Annotated in this window: 12 protein-coding genes; 8 read left to right on the forward strand and 4 right to left on the reverse strand. The window is 61.1% G+C overall.

Annotation, left to right across the window (positions count from 1 at the left end; all coding sequences use genetic code 11):
• Nucleotides 1–43: 43 nt before the first annotated feature.
• The 6 genes from ACODS2_RS18865 (at nt 44) to ACODS2_RS18890 (ending at nt 6,692) form a co-directional block, all read left to right on the forward strand.
• A complete protein-coding gene (locus ACODS2_RS18865) occupies nt 44–1,885 on the forward strand; it encodes a cyanophycin synthetase family protein (RefSeq protein ID WP_419714204.1) in 1,842 nt (613 codons plus the stop codon).
• 5 nt (nt 1,886–1,890) lie between these two features.
• The gene (locus ACODS2_RS18870; RefSeq protein WP_253204249.1) at nt 1,891–2,838 is read left to right on the forward strand and encodes a glutamate ligase domain-containing protein; all 948 of its coding nucleotides are present in this window, start codon (nt 1,891–1,893) and stop codon (nt 2,836–2,838) included.
• A 19-nt stretch (nt 2,839–2,857) separates the two neighbouring features.
• Nucleotides 2,858–3,703: an isoaspartyl peptidase/L-asparaginase family protein gene (locus ACODS2_RS18875; protein WP_489000194.1), complete on the forward strand. Its 846-nt coding sequence runs from the start codon at nt 2,858–2,860 to the stop codon at nt 3,701–3,703.
• Nucleotides 3,693–4,493 (forward strand): cyanophycinase, encoded by an 801-nt coding sequence (locus tag ACODS2_RS18880; RefSeq protein ID WP_216313556.1) that lies wholly within the window; start codon nt 3,693–3,695, stop codon nt 4,491–4,493. The genes ACODS2_RS18875 and ACODS2_RS18880 overlap by 11 nt, the downstream gene beginning before the upstream one ends.
• A 206-nt stretch (nt 4,494–4,699) precedes the next feature.
• The gene (locus tag ACODS2_RS18885) at nt 4,700–5,596 is read left to right on the forward strand and encodes an iron-containing redox enzyme family protein (RefSeq protein ID WP_419714206.1); all 897 of its coding nucleotides are present in this window, start codon (nt 4,700–4,702) and stop codon (nt 5,594–5,596) included.
• A 118-nt stretch (nt 5,597–5,714) separates the two neighbouring features.
• Entirely contained in the window at nt 5,715–6,692 is a 978-nt protein-coding gene (locus tag ACODS2_RS18890; protein ID WP_216313560.1) for a magnesium transporter CorA family protein, read from the forward strand.
• Between the two features lie 29 nt (nt 6,693–6,721).
• On the opposite strand, the gene ACODS2_RS18895 is transcribed toward ACODS2_RS18890, so the two are convergent.
• The 4 genes from ACODS2_RS18895 to ACODS2_RS18910 all read right to left on the reverse strand — a co-directional run bounded on the left by ACODS2_RS18895 (nt 6,722) and on the right by ACODS2_RS18910 (nt 11,128).
• Nucleotides 6,722–7,252, reverse strand: a complete 531-nt coding sequence (locus ACODS2_RS18895) for a hemerythrin domain-containing protein (RefSeq protein ID WP_216313562.1) — start codon at nt 7,250–7,252, stop codon at nt 6,722–6,724.
• A gap of 114 nt (nt 7,253–7,366) precedes the next feature.
• Nucleotides 7,367–7,996: a PRC-barrel domain containing protein gene (locus ACODS2_RS18900; protein WP_216313564.1), complete on the reverse strand. Its 630-nt coding sequence runs from the start codon at nt 7,994–7,996 to the stop codon at nt 7,367–7,369.
• Nucleotides 7,993–8,925, reverse strand: coding sequence for an NAD(P)/FAD-dependent oxidoreductase (locus tag ACODS2_RS18905; RefSeq protein ID WP_216313566.1), 933 nt, complete (start codon nt 8,923–8,925; stop codon nt 7,993–7,995). Before ACODS2_RS18905 ends, ACODS2_RS18900 begins: the two co-directional genes overlap by 4 nt.
• A 7-nt stretch (nt 8,926–8,932) precedes the next feature.
• The gene (locus ACODS2_RS18910) at nt 8,933–11,128 is read right to left on the reverse strand and encodes a catalase (RefSeq protein WP_216313568.1); all 2,196 of its coding nucleotides are present in this window, start codon (nt 11,126–11,128) and stop codon (nt 8,933–8,935) included.
• Nucleotides 11,129–11,631: 503 nt separating this feature from the next.
• Here ACODS2_RS18910 and ACODS2_RS18915 point away from each other — a divergent pair.
• Both ACODS2_RS18915 and ACODS2_RS18920 read left to right on the forward strand, forming a co-directional pair.
• On the forward strand, nt 11,632–13,068 hold the full coding sequence (locus tag ACODS2_RS18915) for a methyl-accepting chemotaxis protein (protein WP_216313570.1): 1,437 nt from the start codon (nt 11,632–11,634) through the stop codon (nt 13,066–13,068).
• A 715-nt stretch (nt 13,069–13,783) separates the two neighbouring features.
• On the forward strand, nt 13,784–17,803 hold the full coding sequence (locus tag ACODS2_RS18920; protein WP_253204286.1) for a PAS domain-containing protein: 4,020 nt from the start codon (nt 13,784–13,786) through the stop codon (nt 17,801–17,803).
• The last annotated feature ends 7 nt before the right edge of the window (nt 17,804–17,810 follow it).

A 17,810-nucleotide genomic window follows, 5' to 3' on the forward strand; every position in this document is an offset into this window, starting at 1 on the left:
ACAATCTTGTCTCCCGTTGCTGCTTTATTGAAGGGCTGAAGATTTGGAACACGCTTCGATCGACCGCTTCCGCGACCTCTGTGAAGGCGAAGAACAGGTAGAGCTGGCGGCTGACCAGCCGACCGGGATTATTGTTCTCGAGCGCTCGATTTACCGAGGCCCCAATATCTACAGCCGCCGGACGATGGTCCGCATTCGGATCAATCTGGGCCCTCTCGAAGCGCGCCCCACAAATACTTTACCCGGCTTCTCCGACCATTTGCTGGCTATTCTACCCGGCCTTGGGCGCCACCATTGCAGTCTTGGCCGCGTTGGCGGGCTGGTCGATCGTATGGCCGAAGGCACGTGGCTTGGACATGTTTGCGAGCATGTCGCCCTGGAGCTGCAATGCCTTGCCGGCGCGGCCGTCACGCGCGGCAAGACCCGGTCGGTGGCGGGAAAACGCGGCGTTTATGACATCCTGTTTGAATATCGGGACGAGCAGGCTGCGCTTGTCGCAGGCCTCCATGCCTTGCGGCTCGTATCCAGCCTGTTGCCTGCTGAATTTTCGAAGCTGACGGGTGATACGATACTGCCGGCGAGCGGGGTGCTGAGCTACGAAAGCCTAGACGCAGCACTGTCAGAAATTCGCAGCGCGCTGCGTAAGACTGCGCTCGGCCCCAGTACGCAGGCGATCGTCGATGCGGCGCGGCGTCGCGGCATACCCGTAATGCGTCTCGACAATCGCAGCCTCATTCAGCTTGGCTTTGGAAAGCGTCAGCACCGGATCAGGGCAACCGTCACCGGCCAGACGTCCCACATTGCAGTTGAACTCGCCGGCGACAAACAGGTGACTCGCGACATGTTACGTTCTGCCGGTCTGCCCGCGCCGCAGGGCGGCATGGTTCGCACAGTGGACGAAGCGCGCACATTGGCCGGCAGGCTCGGCTGGCCGGTCGTCGTCAAGCCGGTTGATGCCAATCACGGGCGCGGTGTGAGCCTTGGTATCGGATGTGATGCGGAACTTGAGACTGCATTTGCGGCTGCTCAAAAGCATTCATCCCGGGTGATCGTCGAACAGCAAATGCGAGGCTCAGATTACCGGTTCCTCGTCGTCGGCGGGAAGGTCGTCGCCGTTGCAAAGCGCCTTCCCGCCGCGGTTGCTGGTGACGGCCACAGCACCATCGCAATGCTGGTGGACCAGGAGAACAGAGACCCGCGCCGAGGCCCAGGACATGAAAATGTCCTGACGCAGCTCGCGCTCGATTCAACAGCTGAGCGCGTTATCGCCAGTCAGGGCTTGCAACCGGGCAGCATTCCCCCGGCAGGGCAGATCGTCTTTCTGCGCGAGACTGCCAATCTGTCGACGGGTGGTACTGCCGAAGACTGCACCGACGAGGTCCATCCTGAGAACCGATTCATTGCCGAACAGGCGGCTGCACTGATCGGACTGGACGTTGCCGGCATTGATTTCCTGTTACCGGACGCCGCCCGACCTGTCAGCGAAACCGGCGGGGGGATTGTCGAAATCAACGCGGCGCCTGGTTTGCGGATGCACCTAGCTCCCTCGTCCGGAGCACCGCAGGATGTGGGCGCGCCTGTTGTAAGTCAACTGTTTCCCAAGCCCGGCACGAGCAGGATCCCGATCCTCGCCATCACCGGCACCAATGGCAAGTCCACGACGGCGCGGATGGCGGCGCGCATCCTTGGCGAGGCTGGCATGACGGTCGGTCTCACCACAACGAGCGGAGTGTATGTCGGTGACCGTCTGATCCGGGCCGCCGATGCCAGCGGTCCGAAAAGCGCGCGGATGGTGCTGGCCAATCCTACGGTTGACGCAGCCGTGCTCGAGACTGCGCGCGGCGGGATTCTGCGCGAAGTCTTGGTTTCGATTGGTGCGACGTAGGCTGCGTGCTCAACGTCACCGAGGACCACCTCGGCATCAAGGGGATCAATACCGTCGAGGACCTGGCAAAGGTCAAGTCTGTCGTGGTGGAGGCCGTTAGCCGCCGCGGCCACAGCGTGCTCAACGCCCATGACCCCCTGACCCGCGCTATGGCGCGCCGCGCGCGGGGGAAGATTTGTTGGTTTTCGGCGGCAGGCCTCGATCCTTTTCTTGCTGACCATATCGCTGGCGGGGGTCTTGCAGCCGTGCGCGAACCGGTGGATGGCACCGATTGGCTGGTACTCTATGATAAGGGGCAACACTGGCCGATAATCGCCGTGGCCGACATTCCTGCCACGCTTGGGGGCGCGGCGGATTTCAACACAGAAAATGCGCTGGCGGCGGCTGCAATGACGAGCGCCCTCGGAATTGCTCCAGACACCATCGCTGCTGCGCTTTGCAGCTTTTCCACCACGTTTGAAGAAAGTCCCGGCAGGCTCAACATAGTCGATCGCGGCGGGGTCACGGTCATTGTGGATTATGCCCACAATCCCGCGGCGGTCACTGCGCTTGGCCGTTACCTCGCGACGCTGCGGCGACCCGGGCGCAGGTTTATCGGCACATTCAGCGTGCCCGGCGACCGGCGTGATGAGGATCTGATCGGAATGGGAACGCTTGCAGCATCGATCTTTGACGAACTTGTCTGCCGCGAAACGCCCCACGGCCGGGGCCGACCACGCGGCGAAATCAACGCTTTGATGTCGCGAGGCGCGATCGACGGCGGCCTTGCTCCCGAGCACGTGCACAGGATCGTGGAAGAGGCAGAAGCCACGGTGTTCAGCCTCAATCTTGCCAGGCCCGGAGACGTGGTCGTGTTAAGCCCGAGTCAGGTCAACATGGTCTGGGACCTCGTTTCCCGTTTTGAGCCAACGACTGCGCATCTGCTCCAGACCGAAAGTATCGCCTATGTCTGATGGTGCTTGGTCGCTGATCGTGCACGGCGGTGCCAGAACCATACCGCCAGATATCCAAGCGGCCAATCGCAGGGGATGTCTTGCCGCCGCCGAGCGCGGCGCAGCAATCCTGCGTAGAGGTGGCACAGCACTCGAAGCGGCCGAACAGGCCGTGCGCGAGCTTGAAGACGATCCAACCTTCAATGCGGGTAGCGGTTCGGTGCCGACGTCATCGGGGCAGATCGAGATGGATGCGGCGATCATGGATGGCCGCAGCCTGGAGATCGGTGCGGTCGCCGCCCTGCGCGGCATATCGAACCCCGTTGCGGTGGCGAGGCTCTTGCTGAAGGAGAAGACGGTGCTCTTGGTTGGCGAAGGGGCCCAGACATTTGCTGCCGAACAAGGCATTGCCTCTTCTTCTCCTGCGTCATGTTCGACGGCGGAGCCGCAATGCGACACGGTCGGCTGCGTTGCTCGCGACGTTCATGGCAACATCGCAGTCGCAACCTCGACAGGCGGACTGACCGGACAGCGTCCGGGGCGGGTCGGAGACGCGCCCATACCCGGGTGCGGTTTCTACGCTGACAATCAAGTGGGCGGCGTCGCAATTTCGGGGGACGGCGAGAGTATCCTACGTGTATCTCTTGCTGCGCGGGTCATCTTGCAGATGCAAGGGAAGCCGCCAACGGAAAGCGCCAGGACTGCCCTTGCCGCGCTTGATCGCATCGGCGGCGAAGCCGGGATCATCGCGGTTGGCCGGGACGGCCGTTTCGGGTTTGCGCACAACAGCGATCATTTCGCGATGGCGATTGCCGCGAGCTGGTTGGACTACCCGCAAGCCGGTATCCACTGGACTGACCTTGAAGGATACGCTCATGACGCATGACGCCCCAGGCCCGTTGATCGTGATCGGTGGCCACGAAGACAAACAGGGCGATCGTCTGATCTTGAAGGAAATCGCACAGTACCTCAACGGCGGTAAACTGGTGATCGCAACAGTCGCCAGTCACGAACCCGAAGGATACTTTGACGCCTATAAAGCGGCTTTTAGCGATCTTGGTGTAACAAATCTTGTTGAACTTTATGTCAACGAACGTGAAGAGACGCGGTCTGACAGCGTGCGCGCGCTGCTGTCAGATGCACAAGGTGTCTTTTTCACCGGCGGCGATCAGCTGCGAATCTCGAGCCAGATCGGCGACACGCCGGTCGAGGACATGGTGCGGGTCATTCATCAGCGCGGCGGCGTGATCGCGGGGACGTCTGCGGGCGCTTCGGTCATGAGCGAAACGATGTTGGTGCGCGGTGCGAGCGGAGAATCACACCGGATCGGCAACCTTAACATGGCGCCGGGATTGGGCTTGATTCGCGACGTTATCATCGATCAGCATTTTGCAGAGCGCGGCCGTATCGGGCGTCTGCTGGGCGCGGTCGCGCAAAATCCACGGGTCCTGGGCATTGGCATCGACGAAGATACGGCGATCATCCTCAACAACAACATCTTCAAAGTGATCGGCGCTGGCGCCGTCTACATTGTCGACGGTACCGACGTTACGCACTCGAATGTCGCTGAAGCGCGGGACGACCAGCCCCTCTCCATATTCGGTGTCAAACTGCACGTCGTGGCCGGCGGTGATGGCTTCGACTTGCATAAGCGAATCCCTCGGGTCGCAGCTTAAGGGTTGCTCCCGGACTGGGCCAGGCTTGTACTTGGCAATTTCGCCTAGTTCGCGTTGGGGTTGTGCTCGGCTCTGACGTTACAGGACCGTCTCGGCTCCGTAACGGAAGAACAGCGGCGTGTGGCACCGCCGGGTCTGGCGCGGATGTCAGGCGATAGGCCGTCAGCACCGCGGGAACAGCCAAACTGCCATGGCGTTTTATGCTCATGACCGCAATTTCCAACCCAAGTAGTCCGCGCTGCCAGTCGCAGTTCCTGAATGATGATTTTCAGCAAGGTCTTGCCCGTTGGAATCGTGATCGTCTGGCGCCCTCCCTTCCGCCCGACGATTGGCGCGAAATCGAACGCCGCGACATTCAGATGGCGCGCCTCGAAATCGGTTTTGTCGAGTATCTTCGCGGCGAGGTTCGACAGCGGGCCATGAGTGTCCCTACCGATCCTGATGGATTCGTGACTTGGTTTGAAGACCTGAAATCATCCGGTCCAGGTCAGGGAGATCCGTTGTTCCCTTGGTTGGCCGAAGAAGCTTCGCGCGACGAGCTGCGCTGGTTTTTCGGCCAGGAGGCGGCCGGAGAAGCGGGTTTCGACGATCTTGTGGCCTACACTCAGGTCAAACTGCCAAGTCCCGCCAAGCTCGAACTCGCCAGAAACTACTGGGATGAGATGGGGCGCGGAAATGCAAACGGGATGCATGGCCCAATGCTTGCGCGTCTTGTCGGCGTACTGGGCGTTGACCCTTCCATTGAAGCGACCGTCTGGGAAAGCCTCGCCTTGGCGAACGCCATGACCGCCATGGCTACAAATCGCCATTACGCTTGGCACTCGGTCGGCGCCCTGGGCGTGATTGAGCTGACTGCTCCCGGCCGCTCAGCCATGGTGGCCAAAGGACTTCGGCGTATCGGCCTCAGCGAGAGCCAGCGGCGCTACTTCGAACTTCACGCGGTGCTGGATGTGAAGCACAGTGCCGACTGGAACCGCGAAGCGCTGCGTCCAATCGTTGCAGCCGACCCCACTTTGGCGGTCGCGATTGCTGAAGGCGCCTTGATACGCCTCACCTGCGGCGCGCGGTGCTTCGAACGATATCGCCAGTACCTGTGGAGATGACGCGCTCCCCGTCCAGCTTGCTAACGCCCCAACTCGCGGCCTGTTTTCGGGTGTCGTTTGACTCGCACAGTGAGTGTCCATTGCAATTGCCTGTGACCGTGCCGCATGAGGCGTTGACGTGTCGCTGACGGCCAAGCTCTATGACGCGCACGGCCACGACCGAACAGTGCCGATTCACGCTGATCTGCTGGGCGATCTGGCCGAAGACCAACTGCTCTGGGTTGACGCCGAAGCGATTGATCAGGCCGACCGGCAGGCTCTATGCGCTCTTCTCGCCATAACGCAGCCGATGCTCGACAGGGTGATCGATCGCAACCGGGCTCCTTATCTGGACAACTATCCTTCATGCTATTCGTTTGCGGTTGATGCGCCCGATTTGCGCCGGGAAGATGGCACCACGGCGCCCGGCGCGCAACTCGGGTTCATTGTCGGCGCCCGTTGGTTGCTGACAATCCATGACACCCCGATCCGGTATCTCCAGGGATTTACCGCACAAGACAAAGGCGAAACAGCAATTGGGCGGCTAAGCCCCGGAGAGCTCGCTGCATCCCTGCTTGACTGGCACCTGACCGAATACCTGAGCGAAGTTGCTGCCATCGAAGCTGATGTGGACAAGCTTGATCTCGAAATCCTGAACGAGGGCACGCACAAACAGATCCTACGACGTATCGTCAGCGTTCGCACGCGCGTGTCGCGCTTGCGCGCCTTGCTCGCGGCCCAGCGGCCTATCTTTTACGGATTTACCCGGCCAGACTTTGTGCTCAATCTGCCAGACGTCGCCGTCCAGTGCTATGCGCGTCTGGCGGACCGTTTTGATCGTGCGATCGACGAAGTGGAACGCACTAGAGACGTGGTCGTTGGCAGCTTCGATCTGTTTACGTCGATGACAACCGAGCAGACCAATGCTTTGGTCAAGGCCTTGACGCTGCTGACAGCCATTATCGGCTTCTGTGGACTGGTCGCCGGCTTACTCGGAATGAACTTCGAACTGCCATTCTTCAAGTCCGGCACGACAGGGTTCTTCGAGGTGATCTCTCTCCTGGCCTTCCTGTCACTGCTGACATTGGTTTTGGCCCGTTGGCGCAAGTGGCTGTAGCGGCCGATTGGGCCAACGGGATGCATTCCTCAAACTTGCCCTGAAGCCATCAGTTCGGCCTTTCGCGACGCCAGTTGTTCGCCGAGCACCTTCAAATCCATATCGCTGGCACGGCACTCCGGAAACAGTTCGCTTTCTTCTTCCTCGACGTGGTGGTTGATGTATTCGCCCAGCACCGTCACCTTAGCGTCGAACAAAGGCTCCCCGGCCTTGCTAGCCTCGATCTGCGCAATGAGCGCCTTGGCGCTGGCGTGTTCGACCTCGGCCTCGTCGAGGAGATCATCGCCGTCGTCATCCAGCGCATCATAGGCGGCCGGGTAGAAAATTTCCTCTTCAATCTGGGCATGGACCGTCAGCGCGCGGCAGATGCGGTCTGCAAGCTCCTGCTTGGTCGCATCGTCTTCGGCCTTGTCGAATTGCTCGAACCAGCCCTTCACTTCCTTGTGATCGGCTTTCAGCAAGGCAATTGCATCGCTGGGTCGCTTGGTTCCGATTGACGCCTTGCGGGTGGCGCGCGCGCCCTTTTTCGGCTTTGCGCGTGATTTGGTCTGTGCTGCCATTTTCAGTCTCCATTCTACAAGGATTAGTTGCTCATTTCACTTTGGCTCCGGGAGATCATGAGGATTCCGGCGCCGGTCCCGCCCGCCTTGATCCGGGGGAAACTGTATCGCTCTTCATCGCCATGATCTCTCCGCTGCCACCGCGGGATTTTCGGGGGTTCTGGTCGCTGCAGGGAGCATAGCGGGCCAGTCTTCGGGTTCTATCGTCGGTAACTCGGCGAGATCCGCCCCCGACAACGTCGTGGTCACACCATCATGCGAAAAGGCCAGAAGATTTGGGTCAATAGCATGCAGCTGTTCGCCGAGCCCCCCCAAGCCGCCCACGGACACGACGACATAGCTCAGCTTGGCATCGTGACACCCCGCCATTGCGTCGACGATCGTGCCGATTGCCTCCCCATGAGGTCCAATGATCCTTGTACCGGGCAGGGCCCCCAGTGCGAACAGGGTTGGCACACGGGCACGCGCGCTACGGTGCGCGGCCCGGGCACTGCCATCATCATATTTTGCCTGCCGTCCGAGCCACCGCCACACACCGAAAAGGTTGACCAGGGTCAGGAAAGCGTTGGTGAGTACAAGGTTGGTCTGACCTGTCGCAATCCCGACTACAGACCATGCTACCGACCCGGCAACGAACACCGCGAACCCCCAGCCGGTTACGCGCGAGCCGATATTTGCCGCGGTCATCATGGCAGCGATCATAGTCGCGGCAGGCGCCGCCCAGCTGGCGACCTCGGCGATCATTGTGGCGTTTCCGACAAACCTTCGCCGTCGCCCTCACGCAGCCAGTTATGGGCTTTTGTTGCTGCGATTGCGCCATGTGCGATGGCCACGCTGATCTGGTCCAGACCGTCAACGACATCTCCTGCTGAATAAAGTCCTGGCACCGCCGTTTCGAACGGTGTGTCGGCAGGCAAACAGCCGTTTGTCTCAAAGTTGATGCCAAGACATTTGGCAAGCCGCGTACGCGGACGGCTGCCTAAAGCTGGATAAACGACATCGAAAGACATGACGGTCCCGTCTTCGAGCGTCACCGACATCGCATCCTCGGCCAGTGAATAGTCACAGGCCGCAGAAGCAATGACCTTGATCCCGTCGCGATCGAGGTCGCCTCGTTCCGAGGGCGACAGTTCGGCGTGAGACTTCGGGATCAGCGTGATGTCATCTGAATACCGCCGCAGAAACAGGGCTTCGGCCGCGCCCTGTGTGTCGCTGCCGACAACGCCGATGCGGGCCCCAATGTGTTCATATCCGTCGCAGATGGGACAATAGCGCAGAACGCCAGCTTCAATTGCCGCTTGATGCGTTGCCGCATCGAGCGGGATCTGGTTCAGATGAAGTCCGGTTGCCAGGATAAGCGTGCGAGCCCTCCACGTGTCGCCTGCCTGCGAGCTCAGCACGAAGGTGCCGCGTTCGCGGCGCGCGGCCACGATCCGCGCCTCATCGATAACCGCGCCGTAACGGACGGCATGGTCAGTCATCCGCTCGACCAGGTCTGGACCGGTTATGCCCGACCCGAATCCTGGCGCGTTGTGGGTTAGGGGAATACGTAGTGCGCGTGCGGTCCCGTCGTGGAGCACGAGAACGGTGCGGCGGAACCGGCCAAGGTAAAGCGCGGCGGTCAGTCCTGCTGGCCCTGCCCCCACGACGATAGTCTCCCAAGCTTGAGGCATCGGCCGGTTACTTGGCTTTGCGGGGTGATTTGGGGGGCTTCGCGTCAATGTCCACCGCCAGCTCCCGCGGCCAGAAGCGCAGCTGGCCCAGCATATCTACGAAGCTGTCGACGCTGCCCTTGCCGTCGAGTGAAATGAATCCCTCGTCCCGCTCGGTCGGAAGGCGCGCCGCTGCGAACAAGGAACTGGCCGCCGCGCTATGGCCGATAAACTTGCAGTGAGCATAGGCATCAGACACGAAATCCTTGGATGGGGCATCGGTCGACAGCATCGTGGCCCCATCGTTCGAAGGGAGCAGCGCCACGGCGTCAAACAGCACGGATGGGCCGCCATCTATCTTGTGACGTGCTGCGACAGTCGTGCCGTCATCAAGGGTCACGCCGCCGATCTTCGGCGCCACGACCTCCCACACTGCGCCCACCCTGTCGATTGCGGCGGTCAGCGCCTTGAAGAGTGCCGCATCCGAGTCATCGGTTAAAAGGATGCCGAGTTTGCGTCCCTTGAACGTGTTCGGTCCGTTGGCAATGATGCTCAGGGCCGCCGAGGCGGCAAGATCAAGCGTCGGCTTTGCAGCAACGGCAGCCTCTGGCAGCTCCATACCAAGACCATCGGCGACCATTGCCGCCATCTGCGCGTCAATATTGACGAGATGCGACACGGCGCGCGCCCGAATGTCGACCCTCTCGCACTTGCTTAGCTCGAATATGAGAGCGTCGCGCAGATGCTTCTGTTCGATCGGTGTCTGGCTGATATAAAACTGGCGCGCCTGGCTGTAATGGTCCGAAAACGTTTCCGAACGAATGCGCTGCTTGCTGCCATCCGCTTGCGCCGCAAAGGATCGGAAGCCGCGGGCCGGATCTTCGCGGGGACCGGCCTGCTTGCCCCAACTGTTCGGCTCGTAATTTGCCCGGCCCTTAGGATTGACCATTGCCATGTGGCCATCCTGCTGGAAATGCATGACGGGGCATCGCGGCGCATTGATCGGCAGGTGCGTGAAGTTCGGGCTTCCGAGGCGCTTGAGCTGCGTGTCGAGATAGGAAAAATTTCGGCCGTGAAGCAGAGGGTCGTCGCTGAAGTCGATGCCGGGCACGATGTTCTGCGTGCAGAACGCGACCTGCTCGGTCTCTGCAAAGAAGTTGTCCACGGTCCGGTTGAGCGTCATTGTCCCGATGATCCGGACCGGAACCACCTCCTCGGGAATCAGTTTGGTCGCATCGAGATGATCGAACTCGAACGTTTCAGCCTGTTCTTCGGTAAATAGCTGCACGCCCAAATCCCACTGGGGATAATCTCCGCTTTCGATCGCGTCCCACAAGTCTCGCCGATGGAAATCGGGATCTGCCCCATTGATCTTGACCGCTTCGTTCCAGAGCACCGATTGCAGACCTTGGCGCGGCTTCCAGTGAAATTTGACGAAGGTGGATTCGCCCGACGCGTTGACAAGCCGGAAGCTGTGAACACCGAACCCTTCCATGGTGCGAAACGACCGTGGAATGGTTCGGTCCGACATCTGCCACATGATCATATGCCAGGCCTCAGGCATGAGACTGGCGAAATCCCAGAAGTTGTCATGCGCTGACTGAGCCTGGGGAAAGCCGCGATCGGGCTCTTCCTTTACGGCATGGACCAGATCGGGAAACTTGATCGCGTCCTGAATGAAAAAGACCGGGATATTGTTGCCGACGATATCCCAGTTCCCTTGTGGGGTGTAGAGCTTGACGGCGAACCCGCGCACGTCTCTGGCCAGATCCATCGAGCCCGCCCGCCCTGCGACAGTCGAGAAGCGCACGAAGACCTCGGTCTGCTGTCCGACGTTGGCCAGCACCTCGGCTGTGGTGAACTCTGCGAGACTTTCCGTCAGCTCGAACACCCCGTGCGCTCCGAAGCCGCGGGCGTGAACCACGCGCTCGGGAATACGTTCGTGGTCAAAATGGAAGATTTTTTCGCGCAGGATGAAATCTTCCAGCAGGGTAGGCCCGCGCGGCCCCGCGCGAAGGCTGTTCTGATCATCAGCGACGGGCATGCCTTGCTGAGTGGTCATGGTTTGGCCCGCGCTTTGCGCCTGCTGGTGCGTTTCGCCGCCGTTGCCGACGGGCTCCTCAAACGTCGCGGGCAGCAGGGCCCCCTTGGGCAGCGCTGGCTCCTTGACCGCCGACTGCCCTGCAATCTTGCCATCTTCACGCCGTGAAGTCTTCGGTGCCATCGATCCGCCCTTTTGCTGAATTGGTGCATTTCTGTCATTCAGGCACACCAAACCAACCGCGAGCCGGTGTGCTGTTCGTCCGCCGTTTCATAACCCGCAACTTGCAGCACTGTTCCGCGAGCCCCTTAAAAGTTGCCGCAGACGCCGCTGATGTGACGGATATTGATAGCGGGAAGCCAGGGGGCAGCCGCAGCACCGGCGACGCCGTGTTGGCTTCAGTCGGGTTCGTCTCGGAGGGCCGATGTGTGCAATAACACACCAATCCGGCCCGATAGGGCTGTACGGTCTGATTTTGTCGATGATGGCCGCGGAAGGTCAGATCGGGCATGCGATCGTGCGATAATGTTCGCTGACAGGCAGCTACCGCACTTGTCATTGAATCGCCGCTTTACGGTATGCACAGAGTGTCAACTGCGTTAGGGACAATACTTATAATTACGCCCAATGCATTTCAATGCATTCAAATTATGCACATCGGAATTGCCTATTAGTAAGGTGCCGACATGCTGCGCTGGTTCCGGGAAGATCTTTCTATCCGCCACAAATTTCGCGTGATGATGGTCGTCCATTGCATGCTGGCATCGATGGGCCTTGTCTGTACGGCGCTGGCAACACACTCATACTGGCTTATTGCTGCAGCGTCGGCCCCGCTCCTGGCCGCGGCTTTGCTCGGCCTGCTGTTCAGCCACCTGATATGCAAGCCCTACGTCGACACGGTGGTTCGCATGGAAGCTCTGGCCAATGGCGATGTCAGCAGCCCCGTACACCACACCCAACATCTGGATTGCGTAGGCCGTATGACCCGGGCGATGGCTGTTTTCAGCCGGAACATCGTCGCCGTTCGCGACAACGAGATTGCCCTGGAGGCGATTGTCGCCGCGGTACGCGAGGGACTTCACCGCCTGTCGCAAAAAGACCTCGAGTACGTCATCACCGATCTATTCCCCGCAGAATACGACCAGCTGCGCAAGGACTTCAATGCGGCGACGGCGGCCCTGCGAGAGACGATCGCCGCGGTTCGCACAACGGCTCACGATATCCACACCAGCGTCGCGGAATTACGCGAAGCATCCGATGACCTATCAGCCCGTACAGAACAGAATGCAGCGGCGATCGAGGGCACAACGCGCGCGATGGGCGAAGTGAGCGGCGGGGTCCAATCCAACGCGGCGTTGGCTGCCGCTGTCAATGCGGCGGTTAGCCAAGTGCATGCCGAAGCCAGCGAAGGCGGCCTGGTCGTGTCCCGGGCGGTGGCCGCGATGCAGGCCATACACGCCTCGGCACAGGAAATATCGAGCATTGTCGGGGTCATCGACGGTATCGCTTTTCAGACGAACCTGCTCGCCCTCAATGCGGGCGTCGAGGCCGCACGGGCGGGCGATGCGGGAAAGGGGTTTGCCGTGGTCGCCACCGAGGTTCGCGCTCTTGCACAGCGTTCGGCCGACGCCGCCCGCGAGATAAGGAACCTGATCGGCAAATCCAACGCCCAGGTCGACGAGGGCGTCGAGCTTGTGGGCGAAACCGGCAGCGCCCTCACCCAGATCGTCGACCGCATCGGTGAGGTTGGCATGAGTGTAGAAACAATCGCGGCGACAGCTGCATGCCAGGCGGGCAACCTTGCGCAGGTCAACATGGCCATCGGCGAAATGGACCGCATGACCCAACAGAATGCGGCCATGGCGGAGCAAAGTACGGCGGCTGCACGCAGCCTCGCCGAGCGCGCTGACGCAATGATCCGCCTTGTCGATCAGTTTCGTGGCAGCCGGAACAGCACCGCGCGGCACATCGTCGCGGCAGCCTCGCCTGCACCGCGGCGGGGCGCGGACAGGGTCATGGATTCAAGAATCGCGTCTCCCAGACACACCATGACGCCCGTACTGACAGGCGCGTCCTCGCGCAGGCTCGCTATCGTCCCCAACGACGACTGGTCCTCGTTCTAGACAAAGATAGGCACCGCGGTACGCGCCATGCTTCTCGCGCAAATCCGGTTTTTTCGGTTCATCACGGCCATCGCTGCGCCAAGATTTGCACCTTCCTTGCAGGATATTGCCTTCGCCCAGCGCCGGTGATGCCGGGGCGACCGCGTTACCTTTGCCGAAAGATCCGATCGCAAGGTCGGCAGCAGTCTGCCGGCAGGGGCGGCGCCAATGGGCTCGCCTCGTTCATGGACCAGGGCCGATCCAGCAAGCGGTCGGCTTTCGTGATCAGGTCCTCACGGATGTACCGATCATGTACGACCATGGCACAGGCTTTGGTTTTGGTGGCAGCCTCAAGACACAATGCGACACTTTTCATGCAAATTGCTCCCTGCGCCCCGCCCTTCGATCGTAAACGCACGGTCAAGGCTCCGTTCCCGCCGGTTCAGCTCTCTGTCCAGTAGCAATAGCTCTAGCGAATAGCAGCCAGCGCTCCTGCAGCTGAGCGGTTGTTTTGGCTCTCGAGCCCGCCGCATCTTCTGCCAAGACACTCCCGATATCGCAGGGCCGTGGCGGGCTGACAGGATTCTGCGCCCGCCACGGCGCCGCATCGTATCTGCCATCAACCGCACTGCCTTCTGGGGCGGCTGCTTTTGCGCCTTTTCTGTGCTGGGCTGCGCTGGTATCAATCCGGCGACCTACCCGGGCCCTACTAGAGAGGCGTAAAACCTTGAGCGATGTGACTGATGTTGGCGACCCGGGTCCCATGTACTGGCATAATGCCACTAGCGCGGAAGGCATCTCCAGCGATCCGCACGACGATCCAAGTGACGCAGAATTTCGCCTGTTCGCCGAGAACCTGCCGATCTTGTGCTGGATCGCGAGGGGCGATGGCTACATCTACTGGTATAATCGCTGCTGGCACGAGTATTGCGGCACGACCCCCACGGAAATGGAAGGCTGGGGCTGGCGTGCCGTGCATGACCCGGCTCTCTTGCCGGACGTCGAAAAGCGATGGATTGACGCGATCGCGACCGGACAGCCATTCGAAATGACCTTCCCCTTGCGCGGCGCTGATGGCGTTTACCGCCCTTTCAAGACCCGCGCCGCCCCCGTTCGGGACGGCAGGGGCGAGGTGCGACGCTGGTTCGGCGTCAACAGCGAGGTGTCCGATCTGGTCGCGACCGAACGCGAGGCCCGCAGCGCGGAGGCAAGGCTCCGCCGCGTGCTGGACGGCATGGGCGAAGGCTTTGCGCTTCTTGATCACGATTACCGCATAATCGATGTAAATGCTGAAGCCTTGCGGCTCGAACAGCGGCCGCGCGATGAGCTAGTGGGCAAGACTCATTGGGCTGCGTACCCCGGCAGTGAAGGGACTGAACTTGGCTGCGCGTACAAGCAGGCAATGACCGAGCGTGTGCCGGTCGCTCTCGATCACCAGTACCAATGGGAAGACGGGCGGCGCGCCTGGCTGGAAATGCGCGCGTTTCCGGTCGAGGAAGGCCTGGCGATCTTCTATCGCGACGTGACGCAGCGCCACGATGCCGAGCAGGCGTTGAAGCGGGAAGCAGAACGGGTCCAGCTCGCCCTCGAAGCCGGCGCGATCATCGGGACCTGGGATTGGGACGTCAAGCGCGACAGCTTTGCCGTCGATGAACGGTTTGCAATTGCATTCGGGCTGGATCCCAAGCTTGGGCGAGCGGGCCTCAGCCTTGAGCAAGTCATTTCGACCGTCCATCCTGATGACCGTGCAGCCCTCAAATTGGCCATTGAGGAGGTTATCAGCCGCGGAGGCCGCTATGCGCATCAGTACCGGGTCCGCCGCGCCGATGGGCAATATTACTGGATCGAAGCCAACGGCAGGGTCGACCGGGGGGACGACGGAGAATTCGTGAGGTTTCCCGGCGTGCTCCTCGATGTCGAAAACCGACGCGCGGTCGAGCAGGAGCGTGATCAGGCGCTTGCGCTCCTGCGCACCTTTACCGAAGCGGTGCCGGGCGTCGTCTATGCAAAGGACAGAAGCGGCCGGATGCTGGTCGCCAACCGAGGCACGGCCGAACTGATCGGCAAGCCAATCGAGAGTTTCCTGGGCAAGACCGATGCCGAGTTCCTCGAGGACAAGGAACAGGCCGCCGCCGTCATGGCCAACGACGCACGTGTCATGGCGCAGGGGCAGGTGCAGCAGCTCGAAGAAGCCGTGAGTTTCCCGGATGGGCGCCGGGCCATATGGTTGTCGACCAAGGCTCCGCTCCGCGCACCATCCGGTGAAGTGATCGGTTTAGTCGGAACTTCGGTTGATGTCTCCCAGCGCGTAGAGGCCGAACAGGCCTTGCGCGAGACAACACGGCAACTTGAAGAAAGCGAAGCGCGGTTTCGCTTTGCGCTCGATGCGGCAGGCGGCATCGGCACCTGGGACTGGGACATGCGCGAAGACCGGGTTTACGGCGGTCAGCATTTTGCGCAGATGTTTGGCATCGATCCCGACCGTGCTGCGGCCGGACTGCCGCTTAGCGACTATGTGTCGTCCATCCATCCCGAGGATCGGGCCCGCGTCGCGGCATCGATCGACGCCGCGATCCGCTCAGGTGGGGAATACCGTGAGGAGTACCGGATTGCACACTCCGGCGACGATGTACGCTGGGTCACGGCGCGCGGCCGATGTGTTACCGACGCGGACGGCACTCCCCTCCGTTTCCCGGGAGCGGCGTTCGATATAACCGACCGAAAAGCCTCTGAAGCGACTTTGCGCGAAGTTGAAGAGCGTCTTCGCCTCGCAACAGAAGCAGCGGAAGTTGGTTTCTGGGATGTCGACGTGGTGAATGACGTCTTGATCTGGCCCCCCATTGTGAAAGCGATGTTCGGAATTTCCGCAGATCAGCCGGTCAGCATGGCCGATTTCTATCAGGGCCTGCACCCGGATGACCGAGCGCGCACTACGCACGCGTTCGCCGCGGCCACCGACCCGGACACGCGCGCCCTATACGATGTCGAGTACCGCACTGTTGGCAAGGAAGATCAGCGGGTCCGCTGGGTGGCAGCGAAGGGCCGCGGTGTGTTCGACCGTGACGGACGCTGCATCAGGGTTATCGGGACGGCGATTGATGTGACACGGCGCAAAAAGGACGAGGCGGCGCTTCGCGAGCTCACCGAGACCTTGGAGCGCCGTGTCGCTGAAGCGCTGGCGGAGCGGGAAGAAGCCCAGGATGCCCTGCGCCAGAGCCAGAAAATGGAGGCTGTGGGGCAGCTCACTGGCGGCATCGCCCACGATTTCAACAATCTCCTTACGATTGTCACTGGCAACATCGACATGGCCGGGCGGGCCCTCGACGCAGCCGGAGTGAGCGATCCGCGCTGCCAGCGGGCACTCGGCGCTGCCATGAAAGGCGCAGAACGCGCCGCCGCGCTCACGCAGCGGCTTCTCGCTTTCTCGCGCAAACAGCCGTTGGCGCCCAAGCCCATCGATATCGACAAGCTCGTGGCCGGAATGTCGGACATGCTCAATCGCACGCTTGGCGAGACGATCAGGGTCGAAATCGTCACCTCACCGGGCTTGTGGCGGGTCGAGGCCGATCCCAACCAGCTGGAGGCAGCGCTGCTCAACCTTGCGGTCAATGCACGCGACGCCATGCCTGATGGCGGCACTCTGACGATCGAGACGGCCAATGCGCGGCTCGACGATGCCTATGCTGCCAATCATGCCGAGGTGGCACCGGGGAACTATACGGTAATTTCCGTGACCGACACCGGAAAGGGTATGGACCGCGACACGCTGAGCCGCGTGTTCGAGCCCTTTTTTACCACAAAGGATATCGGCAAGGGGACCGGACTGGGACTGTCGCAGGTCTATGGTTTCACCAAGCAATCCGGTGGCCATGTCAAGCTTTATTCCGAAGAGGGTCACGGCACGACCGTCAAGATCTACCTGCCCCGCCTCATGTCCGATCTCCAGGTAGACACCGGGCAGGAGACTCTGGCAGGCGGCCTCGAGGTCAGCCGGCAACAGGAAACCGTCCTGGCCGTCGAAGATGATGACGATGTACGCGCCTATACGGTCGAGTGCCTGAGGGAGCTCGGCTACCGCGTTCTTGAGGCCCATGACGGGCCGTCCGCCGTCCGCCTGATGGACCGACAGGGTGAGCCGATCGACCTGCTTTTCACCGATGTCGTCATGCCTGACATGTCCGGACGGGAACTCGCGGATGAGCTGCGCAAGCGGCAGCCTGACCTCAAGGTGCTTTACACGTCAGGATACACTAAAAACGCCATCGTTCATGGCGGCCGGCTTGACGAGGGCGTTGAGATGCTCCCGAAACCTTTCACCTTCCAGGCTCTCGCCATGAAAGTGCGCGACATGCTCGAAAGCGGACGCACGCAGCGCGTACTCCTCGTCGAGGCCGAGCCCACGGTACGGGCTTTTGTTGCCGAAGCGGTTGTCGGGTTTGGCTATGCGGCGGATGAAGCCGCCACGTCTGCTGAGGCGCTTATGAAGGTGCGCGCCGCGCAAGGCCGCTACGATGTAATCGTGCTCGACGCTGATCTTTCGGACAAGAGAGGCGATGCCTTGATGGCTGAGCTGCGCGCGCTCTATTCTGACATGCCGATGCTGATTGCTTGCGCCGACGGGGTTGCTGAAATGTCCCGCAAGTTTGCAGCAGACCGGTGCACGGGCGTCCTGCCTAAGCCCTACACCGCAGCAAAGCTGGCCCAGGCCTTGCGCGATCTTGGTCTGCGCTGTGCGGCGGCAAGCAGAACCGGCTAGGCCCTTC

Source organism: Novosphingobium sp. FG137 (assembly GCF_057809735.1).